General features: G+C 49.4%; 10 protein-coding genes and 1 pseudogene. 9 read left to right on the plus strand and 2 right to left on the minus strand.

The window, feature by feature from the left end:
• The first annotated feature begins 2 nt into the window (after positions 1-2).
• On the plus strand, positions 3-914 hold the full coding sequence (locus H1230_RS14100) for a Gfo/Idh/MocA family protein (protein ID WP_345773420.1): 912 nt from the start codon (positions 3-5) through the stop codon (positions 912-914).
• A gap of 12 nt (positions 915-926) precedes the next feature.
• Here the strand turns inward: H1230_RS14100 and H1230_RS14105 are convergent, their stop codons facing one another.
• Positions 927-2,309: an extracellular solute-binding protein gene (locus H1230_RS14105; protein WP_239716298.1), complete on the minus strand. Its 1,383-nt coding sequence runs from the start codon at positions 2,307-2,309 to the stop codon at positions 927-929.
• A gap of 135 nt (positions 2,310-2,444) precedes the next feature.
• On the opposite strand from H1230_RS14105, the gene H1230_RS14110 reads away from it, so the two are divergent.
• From H1230_RS14110 to H1230_RS14145, 8 genes are all read left to right on the plus strand, one after another.
• A complete protein-coding gene (locus tag H1230_RS14110) occupies positions 2,445-4,160 on the plus strand; it encodes a polysaccharide deacetylase family protein (protein WP_239716300.1) in 1,716 nt (571 codons plus the stop codon).
• Positions 4,153-5,202 (plus strand): Gfo/Idh/MocA family protein, encoded by a 1,050-nt coding sequence (locus H1230_RS14115; protein ID WP_239716302.1) that lies wholly within the window; start codon positions 4,153-4,155, stop codon positions 5,200-5,202. Before H1230_RS14110 ends, H1230_RS14115 begins: the two co-directional genes overlap by 8 nt.
• Positions 5,203-5,226: 24 nt before the next feature.
• A complete protein-coding gene (locus tag H1230_RS14120) occupies positions 5,227-6,894 on the plus strand; it encodes a TIM barrel protein (protein WP_239716305.1) in 1,668 nt (555 codons plus the stop codon).
• Positions 6,895-6,927: 33 nt separating this feature from the next.
• The gene (locus H1230_RS14125; RefSeq protein ID WP_239716307.1) at positions 6,928-7,323 is read left to right on the plus strand and encodes a RidA family protein; all 396 of its coding nucleotides are present in this window, start codon (positions 6,928-6,930) and stop codon (positions 7,321-7,323) included.
• Positions 7,320-8,072 (plus strand): SDR family NAD(P)-dependent oxidoreductase, encoded by a 753-nt coding sequence (locus tag H1230_RS14130; RefSeq protein WP_239716309.1) that lies wholly within the window; start codon positions 7,320-7,322, stop codon positions 8,070-8,072. The genes H1230_RS14125 and H1230_RS14130 overlap by 4 nt, the downstream gene beginning before the upstream one ends.
• 20 nt (positions 8,073-8,092) lie before the next feature.
• Positions 8,093-9,199 (plus strand): alanine racemase, encoded by a 1,107-nt coding sequence (locus tag H1230_RS14135; RefSeq protein WP_239716311.1) that lies wholly within the window; start codon positions 8,093-8,095, stop codon positions 9,197-9,199.
• Between the two features lie 15 nt (positions 9,200-9,214).
• Complete coding sequence (locus tag H1230_RS14140) at positions 9,215-10,099, plus strand: SMP-30/gluconolactonase/LRE family protein (RefSeq protein ID WP_239716313.1); 885 nt, start codon at positions 9,215-9,217, stop codon at positions 10,097-10,099.
• A gap of 410 nt (positions 10,100-10,509) precedes the next feature.
• Positions 10,510-17,721, plus strand: coding sequence for an S-layer homology domain-containing protein (locus H1230_RS14145; RefSeq protein ID WP_239716315.1), 7,212 nt, complete (start codon positions 10,510-10,512; stop codon positions 17,719-17,721).
• A 140-nt stretch (positions 17,722-17,861) separates the two neighbouring features.
• On the opposite strand, the pseudogene H1230_RS14150 reads toward H1230_RS14145, so the two are convergent.
• Positions 17,862-19,309 (minus strand): annotated as a pseudogene (locus H1230_RS14150) (IS1182 family transposase).
• Between the last annotated feature and the right edge of the window lie 138 nt (positions 19,310-19,447).

The raw sequence follows: 19,447 nt of genomic DNA on the forward strand, positions 1-19,447 counted from the left end.
ATATGTTGAAATTCGGCATTATTGGCTGCGATACATCCCATGTGGAGGCTTTTGCCGAGCTGCTCGGCGATCCGCTGAATCCTTACCATACACCGGGTGCGAAGATTACGGTAGCCTTTCCGGGCGGCTCTCCAGATTTTGATCTCAGTATTTCCAGAGTAGAGGGCTATACCAACCTGTTGAGAGAACAGTACGGAGTACAGATCGTCTCCTCTCCAGAAGAAGTGGCAGAACTAGCAGATGTAATTCTGATCGAGTCCGTGGACGGCCGGGTACATCTGGAGCAGTTCCGGAGGATTGCCCCGTTCGGCAAGCCGATATTTGTAGATAAACCGTTCACTGTGAATTCGTTGGAGGCACGGGAGATTAGTGCCCTAGCGCGAGAGCATAAGGTGTTATTCATGAGCTGCTCTCCCTTGCGTTATGCGGAAGGTTTCGAGCAGGCACTTGCGCACATCAAGAGTGTCGATTCGGGGAAGGTCATCGGAGCGGATTGCTACGGGCCGATGGAGCTTGAGGCGACCCAACCTGGCCTGTTCTGGTACGGAATTCATGCCGCTGAGATGCTTTATGCGGCGATGGGTACGGGCTGTAAAGAGGTGAGCGCCTACACGAATGAAGATCATGAGTTCGTTCAAGGGGTGTGGGCAGATGGACGAATCGGTACGATTCGGGGAAATCGCAAGGGGAATAACAAGTTTGGAGCTGTGATCCATGGGGAGAAACAGACCGTTTTTGCCGATGTCTATGCATACGAAAAGCCCTACTATGCAGGGCTGATGGAAGGGATTATGGAGATGGTTCGGTCCGGTGTAGCACCGATCGCTCCAGAGGAAACGGAAGAAATCATCCGTTTCCTGGAGGCGGCGAATGAAAGCAGAGAAAGTGGCCTGCCTGTTGCAATCAGCGGATGAGACCATCCTGATTTATTGAGGCTTGTAAGCTAGTGTCTGTAGCCGATCTAGAGTAAGAGCAGGCGATTCAAGTCCGCTCCAGAACAAACCCATTTCTTCTTCCAATAGTTCCAGAACAAGCGGATCTGGCATCAGTTGCGACAGAAATCGACAGCTTGCTGATGTATCGCTCTGCAGGTTGATCGATTTCAGTATAGAAGAGTCCCATAGCATCTCATTTACGGATTCCAGAACGGAGAGGAAGTTGGCAGATCTTCCATTCATCTCTTGAATCTCCGGTGACTGCGCAGCCTGGATGAACCGTGCCGCCAGTTCCGGATTCTGCGTATCCGCCGGGATCATGAACATATTGGCAATTTGCAGTGTTTCCTTCCGTTCACCAAAAGGCAGGGAGGCCACTTTATAAGGCACTGTGTAGGATTCATTCTGCCAGCCAGCCAGCTCAATGGCGCTGGTCATAACCATGGCGGCTTTGTGATGAAGAAAGGCGTCGGCAATCAAGCTGGATCTTTGATTGAGAACAGCCGTCCGGTGACGGTACAACATATCGTGAATGAAGGTTAGTGTCTCTCGTAAAGGTTCTTGTTGAAAGGGTTGAGAGAAGCTCACTCCGTTCTGCAGTGCCAGAACGATCCAGCGTGTTGAATTCGATGACATGGAGAATCCGTACTGATCGACGATGCCGTCACCATCCGTATCGAGGGTCAACAGCTTCGCTGCTTCCAGGAAATCGTCCCGTGTCCAGTTGGGTTCGGGGTGCTTAACTCCATATTTGTCGAATAGCTCTGGGTTATAAACCAGATAAATCGGTGAGAAGGTAACCGGTGCACCGATCAAAGCTCCGTTGCGGGTACAAGCTTCAATCAGTGATGGGTATAGATCGGGTAGGGCTGGAGCCATTACTTCTTGAAGATCCAAGAAGGCTTCCTCCAGATTGATTTCATTAAAATGAGTATCGGTCATATAGAGCAGGTCGGTTTCCATACCTTGCTCTTTGCTGGAACGGACGGATTCCCAGAAATCGTTGGAGGGCATTCCGATGAACTTCACTTCCACATTAGGATTGTCTTGGTGGAACACCTCGATGATAGATTGGATGCAGGAATCCGCAAAATATGAGGGCATAGCGCCCCAAATGCGCAGGATCTTGCGCTGGCTCTCTTCAACAACCAAGTCAGGTGAAACGAAGGTGCCCTGACCGACCTTTTTGACAATCAGCCCTTCCTGCAGCAGTTCGTTCAGCGATTTACGCACGGATGTGCGGCTCATTTCATAATGCTTGCATAATTCATTCTCGGATAGCAAATATTGCCCCGGTTTGATATAGCCGGACAGGATCTGCTCACGCAGGATGCCAGCGAGTCTTGTATATCGAAATTGATTTTCTCGTTTCATAATGTCTCATCCATTCTGCTTCTATTCCGCAAGCTATTTACTATTGTTTTATTGTAATAGAAAGGTCATTAAGATACAAGTATGATACCGATAATGGTAGGATTAATCTAATGTCATAGATAAAGGATGAATCACATGATAATGGCAAAAGTTGGCATATTAATGGATCAACAGGAGGCGGAACGCTACTGGAAATACAGCGTCAACGTTTTCGGAGGTTACGCTGCAGAAATATTAAGCTACGCAGGAATTCCTTTTGATGTGCTGACGGATGTCCATCATTCGGAATATCACCAGTACGACATCGTGATTGCTGCACATGTGGCCAACGATGACGCTCGTCTTCCTGAATTGTGGGATTTCATGGCAAAAGGAGGCGTACTGATCTCATATGGTGGATTGCAGGGCTGGGCTCCGCGGCTGGGTTGTACCCTAACCGGGCACTTTGGAGCCGGGTATGCCGAAACGGGAGATTCTAATGGCGAGGAGGCTAGTCCCTTGCGTTTTCTCCGTGCGATCCCCTGGTTAAGTGCCGCGAATAAAGGGCTGCCGGTGCGTGAAGTGGGTTCGATTCACATTGACGAGCCCACGGGAACGGTCATTGGACCGTTGAAGCAAATCTTTACGATTGGTCAAGGACAGTTCATCCGCTGGTCGGTAGATGTACTGCGAACAGTCGTGGAGATGCAGCAGGGCTCGGCTCCGATTCTGGCGGATGGAATTCCCGCTCCGGACGGATCAGCTCCTGTGAATGACGGAATTCTGAAGGCTGACGACCGAGTTGAGCTGGACTGGCAATGGGATCGACGGACGACAGAAACGGGTGCTCCTTATTTTGCAATTCCATATGCTGATTATTGGCGGAATCAGATCAAGCAGGAATTGCTGGAACTGGCGCTGACTCAGGGAAAAACCTTGCCGTTCGTGGGTTATTGGCCGGATGGAATAAACGGAGTGGTTACGATTTCTCTGGATAGCGACCTTAATGAGGATGTTCATGCGGAAGCAACGCTTGCGCTTCATGCGGAATGTGGAATTTCCTCGACTTGGTGCATGCTGGAGCCGGGATATAGCAAAGAGATTTACGACCGGATCAAGGAAGCGGGCCATGAGCTGGCTTTGCATTATAATGCCCTGGCTGAAGCGGATGGAGAGTGGAGCGAGACTGCTTTTGACAGACAGTTTGACTGGTTAACCGCTGCGGCAGATCTGGACCAAGTGACTACCAATAAGAATCATTACACTCGTTTCGAAGGATGGGGAGAACTGTTTGAGTGGTGTGAAAAACGGGGTATTCGATGTGATCAAACTCGGGGTCCGTCCAAACGCGGAAATGTAGGTTTCTTATTCGGCTCCAGTCATCCCTATGTACCGATGGCACAGCATGATCAACAGAATCGCCTATACAACTTGATGGAGATCGGCTTTCTCACTCAGGATATGGATTTATTGAATTCATGGTCTGACAGCAGCATCATTACTCCACTGCTGGAGCAGATACGCAGTGTTGAAGGCGTCGCTCATTTCCTATTCCATCCGGTGCATATTCATGGCCACGAAGCGGTCAGAAATGCGTTCCGTAAGCTGGTGAAGGAAGCGGATAGGCAGGGTTTTGTATTCTGGACCACTGAAGAAATCCAACGGTGGGACCATGCCCGTAGACAAATCCGCATTACGGGTATGTCAGAGATTCTCCCTTATCAGCTAACCGTGCAGGGCTCCGCACCACAAGCTGTCGTCTGGATTCCGCTACCCCCAGGAACGCCAACAGATCCAGAGGACCGAATAGAACCTTTAAGTGGATTGCGTTGCCGGAAGCTGCAGGTGGGGGAGCTAGTCGCTAATGTCTAAAGATATGCCGGATGCGCTTAATTTCGCTATCGTAGGTGCTGGTGCTATTGCCCGTCAACATGTAAAAGCTATATTGAATCATCCAGCGGCTAAACTGGTTGCTGTTAGCAGTCGTGATCTCACTCCTATCGACGTTCTGCTTGGAGACAGCTCCTATGTGGGTAAATATCTCGATTATCGGGAGATGCTGCTTCGTTCGGATATCGATGTTGTCTGTATCTGTACCCCAAGCGGAACACATAGTGAGATTGCCATCGCCTGTGCAGAAGCAGGCAAACATGTGTTGTGCGAGAAGCCGCTGGATATTCGGGAGGACCGAATGTCCGCCATGATCAAGGCTTGCCGAAGTCATGGGGTGAAGCTGGGCTGTGTTTTTCAGAGGAGATTGATGCCTGCGGCACAGCACACCCAAGAGGCGCTGCAAGCTGGCAAGCTGGGACGTCTCCTGATCGGCAATGCTTTTCTAAAATATTATCGTAGTCCTGAATATTACGACAGTGGAAGCTGGCGCGGCACCTGGGAGCTGGATGGGGGTGGAGCACTGATGAATCAAGGGATTCACGGAGTGGATTTACTGCAGTATTTGCTGGGCGATGTGGAGTCGGTATTTGCTTATTCCGATACCCTGATTCATCGCATCAGCGTAGAGGACACCTCTGTGGTGGCACTGAAATTTCGCAGTGGCGCATTCGGTGTGATTCAGGCCACTACATCGGTCTACCCTGGACAGGAAACCCGCTTCGAGCTGCATGGAGATAAAGGGACAGTGGAATTTGGTGACGAGGGTTTCCGGCAATGGGTATTTCGCGATTATCCGGAATCGGTTCCTTTCATTGCAGATACCTTAGGTTTGTCGGTCAGCAGTGATCCGCAGCAGCTTTCTTTTGCTGGGCACTATTATTATATAGATGACATGATTCAAGCCATTCACGAAGGACGAGAGCCTGCCGTAAACGGAGAAGAAGCAAGGAAGTCAGTAGATCTGATTCTGGCTTGCTATGAATCTGCGCGAACTGGGAAAGAGGTAAAGCTTCCAGTGTAGCTAAAAAAGAAAGGGGGTTATGGCATGATTTGGGATCGTTTAGGTGTGTTGACGGACGAGGTTTCCCCGAATTTGGATACTGCTCTTGATTGGGTGGTACAGCAAGGGCTGAAGCACGTGGAGATTCGTACCCTTGATGGAATCAATGTCATGGATCTTGAGGATGCGGCGATTGTCCTTATCCGTTCAGCAATTGAAGAGCGAGGGCTGTTTGTGTCTGCTCTGGCTTCTCCGGTATTTAAATGTACTCTGGATTCGGATCATCCGGTCACTATAGGGGACACATTCGGACAGCAGGAAGAGTCGGTGGAGGCGCATTTCGGCAAATTGGGAAGAGCGATAGAAATTGCTAAAGGCTTAGGTACGCCCTATATTCGGATTTTCTCTTTCTGGCGTGAACGAATTCCATTGCTCATTGAAGAGGAAATTGTTGGACATCTGAAGAGGGCGGCAGCTATTGCGGAACAAGAGGGCATTATTCTGCTGCTCGAGAATGAGCCTGCCTGCAATGGAGGATTCGCAGCGGAGATCGAACGAATGATTACTCAAACCTCATCGCCAGCGTTGAAAGCACTCTGGGACCCGGGGAATGAAGCTTATGGCGGCAAATCTGCCTATCCAGAAGGCTATTCTCACATTAGTTCTGTATTGGGTCATGTACATCTAAAGGATGCGATAATCGGAGAGGACGGCCTTCCTCATTGTGTACCCATCGGCAGCGGAACCGTTCACTTCGCGGACCAGATTGCCGCGCTGGAGCGGGAGGGTTATCAAGGTTTGTATACGCTCGAAACTCATTATATTCCTCCCGGAGGAACAGCAGCCGACGGTACGCTTCAATCTTTGGAAGGCCTCCGCCAGGTATTGGAAAGCTTTCAGGTAATGAATAGTGTCAGGGATACATTTGCGGAACAACAGCTTACTGTACACCGCTATTCCAATCGTCTAGAAATGGGCCGTGCAGTTGCGGCTGACGTAGCCGATACTATCCGCAGACAATTGCAGCACAAAGAAAGGCTGACCATCGTCTTTGCCTCCGCTCCTTCACAGAACGAGTTTCTGGAGGCGCTGGTTGAGAGAGCGGATATAGAGTGGGAGCGTCTGGTTTGCTTTCATCTGGATGAATATGTCGGGTTGCCAGCCGATGCTCCGCAAAGCTTCTCGCGCTATCTTCAAGATAAGCTGTTTACAAGAAGACCGCCGCAGCAGTTTCACCGAATTAATGGACTAAACGAACCGGAAACGGAATGTAGCAGATATGGGAAATTACTAGAGACTTATGGCGTTGACATTGCTTGTATCGGAATTGGAGAGAATGGACATCTTGCTTTCAATGATCCTCATGTGGCAGATTTTCATGATCTGTATCCTGTGAAGCTGGTGAGTCTGGATGAAACGAGCCGGAAACAGCAAGTAAATGATGGCTGTTTCACGCAATTGAATCAGGTTCCTGTTCAGGCAATCACCTTGACGATTCCGGTGATTCTGTCGGCGGCGGCTATTTTCTGCACGGTGCCTGGTGCCCGCAAGAGCAGTGCAGTTGGGAAGACGCTTCTAGGACCGGTCACAACGCTCTGTCCATCCTCCATTCTGCGTACGGCTCGCTCTTGCCAAATGTATCTGGATATGGAGAGTGCGTCAGAGCTGGTAACGCCAGGCCAGAGGTTCGGGAGATTGCAGTTCTTAAGCTAAGGTGGACGGATAGTGAAGGAGGAGTAGGAATAGATGAGACAGGCAGTTAGTACCGGAATGGCTTCGGCTGGCAACGGTCCATATTCGCAAGCGATTTTGGCTGGTAATTATCTGTATGTGTCCGGTCAAGGGCCGTTGGACTCTACGGGCGACATCGTACCGGGCAGTATCGAAGAACAAACAAAGCTGACGCTTCAGAATATTCGTGAAATTGTTGAGGCAGGCGGATTCACTATGGATCAGGTGGTTAAAGTCGGTGTTTACCTATCTGATCTGCAGCATTTTCAGAGATTCAATGAGGTGTATGTCGCTTTTTTTCAAGCGCCAATGCCGGCCCGCACCTGTATTGAAGCTGGACTAAACGGAATACTCGTCGAGATCGATGTCATTGCTTATCGCCAGCAGGTAGAGACGAAGGCAAGTCTATGAGGAGATTTGTGGGTCAGGTAGCTGTCGTGACGGGAGCGGGACAGGGCATTGGAGCAGCGATTGCGGAGAGGTTAGCCGCTGAAGGCGCTCACGTCGTGATGTTGGATATACAAGAACATGTCTTAGCGCAATCTGTTGAACGAATGAAAAGCATGAATTATTCTGTTTCCTCGTTTACGCTTGATGTCTCAAATGCTGAAGAAGTTGAAGATACGATTCGCCGGACGGTAGAAACCGTGGGGAATATTGATATTCTGGTCAACAATGCGGGCATTGCCTGGGAGGAAGAGTTCATTCATATCAGTGATGAGCATTGGCGGCGAATTATCGATGTCAACTTAAATGGGATGTTCTATGTAGCCCAAAGAGTTGCTCGTCACATGAAGCTGAATGGGCAAGGGGTAATTTGTAATATGGCCTCTACGAATGGTTTAGTTGGAGAAGCTAAATATGCCCACTACAATGCCTCCAAGGGAGGTGTGGTTCTGCTGACCAAGACGATGGCGATTGAACTGGGACCGTACGGAATTCGCGTGAATGCGGTTTGCCCAGGTTATATACAAACACCATTATCCGAGTCGATTGACAGTCCGGAAACGGTAGGTCGTTATATTGAGCAATATATTCCGCTGGGACGAGCGGGAAAGCCTGCTGACATCGCCGGAGTATTTGCATTTTTAGCTTCAGACGATGCCGCCTTCATTAATGGGGAATGTATAGTTGTTGATGGTGGGCAACTTGCATTTTAATCTATAATAAGGGAGAATTTATGGATAAAAAGGATTTGGATACGCCTGTGGTGATGATCGATGCTACCAAGCTTGCAGGGAATATTTCGCGGATGCAAGAAAAGGTGGATAGGGCGGGGATCGCCCTTCGTCCACATGCCAAAACGCACAAAACCCCTGAGATCGCCGCCATGCAACTGGCTTCTGGTGCTGTTGGAATAACTGTGGCGAAGTTAGGGGAAGCCGAAGCGATGGCTGCTGCCGGAATCAGGGATATTCTGATTGCTTATCCGCTGGTTGGCGCCCAGAAGCTGGAACGGTTAGTTCGCCTGGTAAAGGATAAGAAGAACGTGATTAGAGTTGCTGTTGATAGTGTGGAAGTTGCAGCGGGCATCTCTGCCGCTGCATTGCAGGCTGGAGAAGTTATTGAAGTGTGGCTCGAAATCGACCCAGGCTACGGACGCGTAGGCCTGCAGCTCGGCGAAGCTCTAATTGCAGCTGCGGGCAGCATGCTCAACTTGCCAGGTATTCGACTGACCGGGGTTATGACGTTTGCCGGACAGTCCTATGATGCCATTACTGATGAGGAACTGCTGCAAACCGTGAGAAAAGAATGCGCGATTGCTGTCGAAGCTGCAGCCGCTCTGCGAGTTCTAGGCTGTCCTATTGAGCATATCAGCGTGGGTTCCACACCGGCCAGTCGATTCGTGTCCGCTATGGAGGGCGTCACGGAAATCCGACCGGGAACCTATGTGTTTGGCGATTTAACTCAAGTGAAGGCGAAGGCTCTTCAGCTAGAAGAATGCGCACTATCAGTGCTTGTAACGGTTATTAGCCGACCCACGCCGGAGCGGGCTGTTGTCGATGCGGGAACTAAAGTATTTACCGTGGATGGTGAGGATTCACCATTAGGTACCGGCCGGGGGTATGTGGTGGGCCATCCTGAGGTGAAGGTGGAGTGGTTTAACGAAGAACATGGGGTGCTTTATCTTCCACCTGATGAAAGAAAGATCAGTGTGGGTGATAAACTGGAGATCGTTCCGGTTCATTGCTGCGCGGTTGTCAATAATTTTGATGAAATCTCGATGATAAGAGAGAATGAATTCGAACACAATCTCACCGTAGCCGCGAGAGGGAAGGTTCGCTGAAAAGAGGTAAGGAATATGAATATTCGTGTGGAAAAGTTGGGCAGTATAGTGGCGGAACTGGGCGAAGGTCCATGTTGGATTGCGAAAAGTGGGCGATTGTTTTGGCTGGATATTAAAGGTCCGTCCATCCATGAATGGGATTCCGTGACCGGACAGATGGTTAGCTACAAAGCTCCCGACTTGATCAGTGCTATCGTTCCGTGTGCAGCTGGAGGCTGGCTGGCAACGGCATACCATAGTCTTTTTTATTGGGAGCCGGACGGAAGCGGTCTATTTCAAGAGGTGGCAAGGCTTGCGCATTTGCAGCCGGAGGTGCGGTTTAATGATGCCAAAGCGGGTCCGGACGGGCGCTTATGGGCAGGGACTATGTCCATGGATGGCACAAGTGGACTTGGTGCTTTATACGCTTTTGAATCCGATTATTCGTGGCATGAAGCAATAGCTGGTGTCAGCGTTTCCAATGGGTTGGATTGGAATCCAGAAGGTACGATCATGTATTATGTTGATTCTCCCACACGGATCATACAGGCGTTCGATTATCAGGATCACGGTCCGCTTGGACGCGGCCGTACCGCTGTCGCTTTTGGAGAAGAGGATTTAGGGATACCCGATGGTTTGACCGTCGACACTCTCGGCAATATTTGGGTTGCTCATTGGGGTGGGAGCTGCGTTTCCCATTGGAATCCGGCTACAGGTGAATGTTTGGACAAGATCATCGTCCCTGCTCCTCAGCCGACAAGCTGTGTTTTTGGAGGGCATAACCGGGACGAATTGTTCATTACAAGCGCGAAGGAAGGCATGGATTCACAGGCGAAGGCTGATCACCCGGATGCGGGGGCGTTGTTTAGAGCGGTTGCGAACGTACAAGGAAAACCAGGGTTCAGCTTTGGAAGAAAATAAGCTTTAGTCAACAAGAACATTCAGCCTTCCCCCTAACCTCCATGATATGGAGGTTATTTGTTATGTTTGGAGTAGAATATCTTCCATAAAATTGAGCTTTGGAAAGCCTATATTAACAAAATTATGATAATTTTCATGTATTGAGGGAGGAAACTAAAAATTTAAGTTGTTCATGTAATATATACTAACACAAACCTATTGACACGAAAAAGAGATATACGTATGATACAACTATCATTTCAACCTATCGAATTTTTGTTCAGAATACAATGTTCATTTCACTGCAACCGAAAGGAGGAAGAAGTATACAAGCTTGCAACGGACATTTAGAAAGCTCTGATCATGGATAGCTGGTTGATGGAGATAGAAGAGTACCGTGCACTTATCGCAAATTCGGGAGGGAACAATAAATGGGAATAGTCATGGCAAAAAAGTCGCGAGTCAGTGGGTTGGCCTTGTGGATTTCGATCATCATGGTCTGTAGTTTTGTGACCAATGCATTGTATTTACCCACGTCTATCCAAGCGGAGACAGCGGATACCCTGTATGATTTTACACAGGTGAATGTTGCAGGGAGTGGGATATCCGTTATTGATGCGGAGACCGAGTTGGGGCCGTATGGTTGGGAACTGCAGTCATACGGACTGAAGGCGGATACCTACACGCAGGGAGAATATATAACCTTTGAGTTAAGTGTTCCGGAGTCTGCTAGTTATGCCATCTATCTCCAAGGTGCCAATGCATCAGGCGGGGGTATTGGGGCACTATCCATCGATGGGGTCGCTTTGGAGGATTATAATTTCTACGCCGCTGCTTACACAGCGGCCGCACCGGAGCAGAAGCTGGGTATGCTGCCGCTTACGGCTGGCACTCATAAACTGAAACTAATGACCAATGGACAGCCAAGCGGATCGTGGGGAATGAACATGTATCCCGGTAAACTGAGGCTGGCTAAGGAAGCCACACCAGTGGCGCCGGCTGCCGTTTCGTACGATTTTAAGAAAGTGAATGAAGAGAATAGCGGAATTTCGGTCATTGAAGCGGAAACAGATATAGGTAGCTCTGGCTGGGAGTTACAACCGTACGGGCTGAAGACGGACACTTATACACAAGGTGAATATATTTCCTTTCAGATCGAAGTTCCGGTAACAGCGACCTATGCAGTTTATTTCCAAGGAGCCAATGCCTCGGGCGGGGGTCTCGGAGCCTTGTCGATCGACGGGACTGCGCTTGGAGATTATAACTTTTATGCAGAGACCTATACACCTGCTGCGCCCGAGCAGAAACAGGGTGTGCTTCTGCTGAGCGCTGGAAGTCATAAGCTGAAGGTGATGACCGATGGTCAACCAAGCGGCTCATGGGGCATGAATATGTATCTCGGCAAGCTGAGATTGGCAGAGGAAGCCATTCCTGTGGTGCCGGATAATGTATTATACGATTTCACGAAGGTGAACAAGACTGGCAGTGGCATCGCGGTCATTGAAGCAGAGACGGAAATTGGCAACTCCGGCTGGGAGTTGCAGTCATATGGTCTGAAGACAGACTCGTATTCAGAGGGCGAACATATTACCTTTCAGCTGGATGTTCCGGCGAATGGCATCTATGCCATCTATATTCAAGGTGCGAATGCAGCGGGCGGCGGGATAGGTGCTTGGTCGATAGACGGACAAGTCCTCGGAAGCTACAATTTCTACGCAGCTGATTATACGGCCACCGGCCTTAATCAATATATGCGTACGCTAGAGCTGACGGCAGGCAGCCATAAGCTGTTGTTGACGGCGAGTGGCATGCCAAGTGGATCATGGGGAATGAATCTTTATCCCAGCAAGCTGAATATGGTTTCTGTAGCGAAGCTGCCGGATCTGCTGGAAGTGGAAGCGTCAGTCCGTAAAAATCTGCTGCTCATCGGACAGTCAGTTCAAGTATCCGTTAAGGGCACCTTCAATGATGGCTACAAAGGCGCGATCCTAGAGGGAACGACTAGCTTCACAAGCAGTAATTCTCAAGTGGCCAGTGTTGATGATACAGGAAGGATCACGGCCATCGGAGCCGGAACGGCTGATATTACGGCAACCGTTAATATTCGCGGGACGCTGCAGCAAGCTGTGGTAGCGATAACGGTTAGCGACAAACAGCTCGGCAGCGTCGGAATTCAAGCGGATTCATTGGAAGTGGTGGAGGGGCAAACTCTTGCTCTGAGCGTCACCGGTAAATTGACAGATGGGACCGATATCCTGCTTGATGAGGATGCGACAATCCATTTTACAAGCTTAAATAACGAAGTAGCCGAAGTAGACGAGAGTGGATTGGTTATGGGAGTCGCAAAAGGGAAGGCCACAATTCAGGTAGAGGTAACTCTTGGCTCAACTACGGTAAGTGGACAATTGGACTTGACCGTACTGGGCCTGGAGCTTGCTCAAGTGCTGCTGACTTTGCCGAGGGATGAGCTATATGTCGGGCAGACAGCCAAGTCAAAGTTGGTAGGTGTGCTCAACAATGGTGAAATCGCCAATTTGTCGGCCGCTGGCACAGAGATCACTTATGAAAGTGATGAACCAGCTGTAGCTACAATTAGTTTGAACGGGACAGTAAATGCCCTGACTCCAGGAACGGTTGTACTTCGTGCTACTGTTCATCAAGGTACAACAGTGATCAGCGGCGAGACAAGTCTGGACGTTATCAGCACGACCGATATTAAGAATGCCAAGCAACGGCAAACGATTTATACGGTAGACAAAATCCAAAATGCCAGAGATAATATCGTCCAGTTCGACTGGGCTAGAAAGCTGAAGGATGAAGCGGTAACAGCTGCGGATGCCTATGTGGCAAAAGGGAATGATTACTGGTGGAGTCTCGTGACTCCGCAAACCTTACCCCGCGGATACGCTGTAAACGAAGATCTCGGCAGTCCGGTAACGGGACGGGAGATCGACAATTTCGGCACCTATCCCTATACCTATGATCCGCTAAATAATCCATGGAAAATCACCGATCCGAGCAGTGGCTATCAGTTTCCTACAAATGATTTCGCCTCCTATTATGCAAGTGGACTGGATGCGCAGGGGTTGTTTGATCCGGTGAAGGCTAAAGCGACAGGCAGCCAATATTTGGTCAATACCTTGTATCCGGAAAAGGGCGAGCATTGGGGCGTCGATGACGGAACGGGCTGGGTGGACGATAATGGGCACAAGTATACGTTCATTGCATACTACAATCATTGGGCGCTATGGGAAACAACGCATGGCCTAATACCTCGGGCATTGAATGCCTTGCGGGATGCCTATAACTATACAGGGGATGTGAAGTATGCCCGCACAGGTTCCATTCTGCTAGATCGCATAGCTGACGTTTATCCTGATATGGACGTTTCAGCTTATAGCTGGGACGATGGCTTCCGCAATTCGCACGGCGGGACCGGGCAAGGCAAGGTTCTCGGTTCGATCTGGGAATCGCTATTGGTGCCTGAGTTTATTAAGGCTTATGATGCTTTTTTTCCAGCGATGGATGATGAGGAGATCACCGGATTTCTGCAGTCCAAGGTAGACGAATTCCAATTAAACACAGTAAAGTCAAGCGGAGCAGCTGTCCGCAAAAATATTGAGGATGGCCTTCTGAAGCAGGTATATCCAGCTATGAAAACGATGCAGATCAATGGCAACACCGGGATGCACCAGAGTGCGCTCGCCCTAGCTGCAATCGTCTATGACACCTTCCCAGAAACGAAGGATTGGCTGGATTTTGATTTCCAGGCAGGAGCCGAACTGAGCTCACCTTGGCGTCTGACAGGAGGGAACTTAGGGCCGCTCTTGGTCAATAATCTGGACCGGGATGGTATGGGTAATGAGGCGGCACCAGAGTATAACCGGTTATGGTTTGACCAATTGAAACAAGTAGCCGACGTCTTGAAAGGTTACGATAAATATCCGGATGCCGACATGTATCTAAATCCCAAATTCAAAAAGATGTTCACAGCATTCTATCCATTAATCCTGTCTGACAAGTATACGGCAGCGATTGGGGACTCGGGGGGGACAGCCAAAGCGGACATCATCGTGAAGGCGGATGACTTCATCGCCGGGTTCGAGGTGTACCGCGACCCACTGTTGGCCCAATTGGCGTATTTCTACAACGGCAACAAAACGGAGGGGATTCGTGGTGATATTTTTGCTGCAGATCCCGAACAAATTGCTGATGAGATTCACAGTGTCATTGAAGAATACGGTACTTTAGTGATGAAGAGCGATAATATGACGGGTTACGGCTTCACGGCGCTGCGTGACGGCACTAATTATAATACGAAAGCCGGTATAACCTATGATTTCTCCAAAATGGATGTCATATCTTCCACTGTTCCCTACAATTTGTATACCAGCAGCGGTACGATTCAGCTAGAAGCGGAAAAAGCAGGAGAGAGCATAGCTTTTAATTTCCCTGTGTCTGCGGAAGGTACTTATGATTTGGACTTGGTACCGTTCAAAGCGACCAGTTACGGACAATATGATATTTATCTGGATGGGGCGAAGGCGGGCTCGCTTAGCTTCTATGGAACTAGTGGTGCGGGAAGTGCTGCCGAGACGATCGTGTCGGATGTGCATCTGAGCGCTGGGAATCATGAGATCTCTTTCGTCGGCACAGGCAAAGAGGAACTGGCTAATAACTATAAGATGGGCGTCATTACTTTGTCACTGCTGGATGAGGCGGCACAGGCCGTTCGAGATCAGGCGGGGAGTAAAGGAAATGAACAACGAGATTTATGGATGTATTACGGCCGCTCCTCAGGTCATGGCCACCGCGATACGCTGAACCTTGGCCTTCACGCTTTCGGACTTGATCTGGCTCCCGATCTGGGATATCCCGAACGGACTGGCGAATGGCCGAGCCGAATGGAATGGACCAGCAATACGATCAGCCATAACACGGTGGTTGTAGATAAGGGCAAGCAGGAAGAACAATGGGGCGGACTGCCGCAGCATTTTGCAGCAGAAGATGCAGTGAAGCTGATAGATGTGGAAGCGCCAGATGCCTATCCACAGACCAGTCAATACCGGAGAACTTCTGTCATGATCAAAGTGGATGCAGCAAACTCTTACTATTTAGATCTGTTTCGGGTAACCGGGGGCAGCGATCATGCATTCAGCTTCCATGGAGGTGAAGGGACGGTTACGACGGAAGGCTTGAATTTGGTGCCACAGGCCACCGGAACCTATGCCGGACCACAGGTGGATTATGGGGTGCGGACGGATAGTGTAGCTGGCTGGGGCTATATGGGAAGCGGATTTCATTATCTGAAAAATGTGGAGAAGGATACGAACCCGGCCGGACCGTTCAGTGTGGATTGGAGCTTGAAGAGCGACGGTACACTCCCGGTAGGCGAGCAGGCGCATCTGAAGCTGACCATGCTGAATAAAGTGGACGATGTAGCGCTGGCGGATGGGATACCCCCTGTCAATGGCAGCAATCCAGACAAGTTGAAGTATATGGTCGCCCATAGTAGTGGGGACAATTTGAGCAGTGTATTCACCTCTGTGCTTCAGCCTTATGTTAACGAACCCTATATTGTCTCTACCTCCGAAGTCAGCGTTGTCAACGAAGCAGGTCAAGCAGTTGGCAAGGATAAGGCAGTTGCAGTGAAGGTAACTCTGGCAAATGGCAGAACCGATTACATTATTCAATCCTTGGATGCAGAGCAACTGCTGACGATTGATGGGAAGATCAAGTTCCAAGGTTTCCTGGGTGTGTATTCCGAGTCGGAAGGTCAACCTGTATACGGTTATGTCAACGATGGAACATTGATTGGTCTGGCTGGACAGCCACTTGTGCAGGAGAATATGGGTCGCGTAACTGGAACGGTGGAGGATTTCACCAAGACATTGTCCATGGACAATACGATGACTATCAACGCTGACCTGCAAGGTCGGAGCGCATCCAATTTGGTCGGTGAGAGCATCTATGTGGATAATGACGGCGAACGAAATGCTGTATACACGATTCAAGGCATCCAGCAAACAGCCGACCACGAATACAAACTGGATCTCGGTGACCAGACACTGATTCGCAGCTATACAAATAGCAACGATCCGAATGCTGGATATATTTATGATGTATTAAAAGGCAATACCTTCCGGATACCTCTCTCCAATGAGAGCCGCAAACCAGATGAGAGTACGCCAACTGTACCATCTGCCCCAACCGGAGTAACGGCAGTGGCTGGCAACGGCATGGCGACGGTAAGCTTTACAGCTCCAGTAAGTGATGGAGGTAGTGCAATAACCGGATATAGTGTCACTTCCAGTCCAGGAGGAATTACGGCAACTGGAACAACGAGTCCGATTACAATTAATGGACTCAGTAATGGAACGGCGTATAGTTTTACTGTTATTGCAACCAATAGTGTTGGGAATTCGCTGGCCTCGGCAGCTTCGGCAAGTGTCACGCCTACAGCCCCAGCCAACGTACCGGATGTAATTAATAACACTGTAAATTCTTCAGGTACAGGTTTGACATCACCGGTCGTTAGCGACTATGCAAGAATCACAGTGAATGAGATCAAACCTAATGCCGAGGGCAAAGTGACGATTGCACTGAAGCAGGAGCAAAAGGGTATTTTGCTGGATCAAAATATTCTGCTATTACTAAAGGATACGGGGTTGATTCTCACCTCGGAGGATATCTCACTGACAGTTCCGGAAACAGCTATCCAAAAGGCATTAAATGATCAAGCAGTTGGTGCAGCAGGCAGTCTCTTGTCTATCTCTATTGAGGATCTAACGAAAGCAGAGAGCGACAAGCTGCTGGCGAACGTTCAGCCTAAGGGGAATGTGGAATGGAAGCTCGCTGGTCCAGTACTGACCCTAGACATTTCATGGATGGTTGACGGGAAGAAGACTTCAGACTTTATTTTACCTGTTGCTGCGCAGGCTGCTTTCCGCCAGAGCAAGGATATGAATATGGATCTGCTAGGGGTCTACCGCATCGCTGATACGGGTGAGTTAACTTATTTAACCGGGAAGACTGAAGAAAATGTGGTGGAGGTTCCGCTGCAGCAATCAGGCACTTATGCTGTGCTGGAATATGACCGGAGCTTTACGGATGTGCCTTCCACGCATTGGGCTTTGGCTGCAATTAAGCAGCTGGCGGCCAAACATATTGTGGAAGGGGTCACGGATACTAATTTTGCGCCGAACCAGAAAGTTTCTCGTGCCGAATTTACTGCTTTGTTGGTCAGAACACTTCAGTTACAAGAGAAATCTGATGAAGTATTCACGGATATCGGACAGAATGCCTGGTATGCGACGGATGTAGCGCTGGCTATCAAAGCCGGTCTTGTACAGGGGACTGGGGAAGCTGAGTTCTCCCCGAACCGGGCTATCACGAGAGAAGAAATGGTTGTAATGCTAATGCGGGCTTATGTAACATTGAAAGGTCAAGCTAATTTACCTGCTTCACCGGCCGTGTTCTCGGACCGGAGTAATGTGAATGGCTGGGCGCAGGAAGCATTGGATCAAGCCGCTCAACTTGGACTAGTCAAGGGCGATGGAGCTGGACTATTTCGCCCTGATGCGGCAACAGGACGAGCTGAGGCTGCCCAGATGTTGGTTCGTCTGCTTCAATCGCAATCCTAATCTTAATCTTAATTTAGGGACAGTCTTATCTATTTCAAATTAATAACAAGGAGCTGTCCCAAAAGGAGATATTTTTCACGCATGAGACAGCCTTTTACACATCGAAGCTGTAAAAGCAAAAAAACGAGCCAGTCTCCAGGTTATTGGAGACTGGCTCGTTTTCGTTTTTGATCCGTAGTGGCCTGCTTTAGCAGGTTATGGGCAAGCGAAAGCCACCCGACTTCGAGCGTCACTTTTGACAACCCTCGAAGCAGGAAACGCCGGAATCCCCGGTTATTCTTCAGTTGGCCAAACACACTTTCCGGTTCAATCATCCTTCGAACCGCAAGCACATATCCTTCCTCGCTCCGCAGTAGCTCCCTTGCCCGATTTCGGTAACGCAGGGTCTCCATACTGACGGTGACTTTCCGGTTCCCCGCCGCCTTCGTACAGCTGGATTTCAGAGGACAGTCTTCACAACCGGCACTTCGGTAATGGCGTTTACGAATTTCGTATCCACTTTCCGTTCTTTCTTTGCTCTCGTAGCGAAAATGAAGCGTTCGTCCAGCCTTACAGGTCCACGTATCTTGCTCCTCGTCGTAGCTCCAGTTTTCGATTTTTCCCACCTGGTTTCCCCAGGCCTTACTTTTCTCTTTGTGGAAGCTGTTATATTTGACAACGGCTTGGACGTTTTCTTTTTCTAAATAGGCGTAATTTTCTTCGCTTCTATACCCTGCATCGGCGATGACCGTTTCAGGCAGTCTTCCCAGTATCCGTTTCACCTTCTCAAAATGAGGTTCCAGACACCGTGTATCTGTAGGTCTTTGATGAACACTGTAGGCTAAAATAAACTGATTTTCCGTCCCAATCTGTACATTGTATCCCGGTTTAAGCGGCCATTTCGCATGTGATCTTCCTTCATTCGCATAAAGGTGGCGTCCGAATCCGTCTTGCTAAAGCTGTTTCGGTTGCCGAGAGTTTTCTGATATTGTTCGTATTTTTGCAGGCGAGGAAGCAGATCCTTGCGGAGCTGACGTTCCGCTTTCTTCAGTGGTTTATCTTTCGGTTTCTCCTGGAGCTGAGCTTCCCGCTGTTCGTCAGCCTCAATGGTAGCAAAAAGGGTATGCACCTTCTCTTGCAATTTGGCTTTGTGCTTAACAAAGGCTTTCCCCCAAACAAAGGTGTACCGATTGGCATTCGCTTCAATCTTGGTCCCGTCTACAAAATAATGATTTAGGGAGACGTACTTTTCCTCGGCCAAGAACTGCAACACGGCAGTAAAGACGGTTTCGAGAATCTCTTTCATGCGCTGGGAACGGAACCGGTTGAGGGTTCGGAAATCTGGATGCTGCCGACCCGCCAGCCACATGAAGGGGATGTTCTCCCGCACAGCCTTGGCGATTTGACGGGAGGAATAGATACGCTGGGTGTAGGCGTAAATAATAACTTTGGTTAGCATTTTAGGGTGGTAGCTGTCGCGGCCACCGCCCGGATACGCTGCGGCAAAGATAGCGTCGTCTAGGCGGTTGACGGCGGTATTGACGACACGAACAAGGTGATGGCTCGGGATATCTTCTTCTAAATCCATTGGTAGGCAAAGTGGGTCCATGGTCTATTGAATGTACAAAGAAATCGCTCCTTTGAAATGGTTGCTGGTACTTCCATTTTACCAAAGGGCGATTTCTTTTTGTGATTTCAATGAAGATTTCGAGTATGGTTTTTCCGCTGAAACCAGCGGAGAGGACGG

It is taken from the genome of Paenibacillus sp. 19GGS1-52 (genome assembly GCF_022369515.1).
Lineage (GTDB): Bacteria > Bacillota > Bacilli > Paenibacillales > Paenibacillaceae > Paenibacillus_AQ.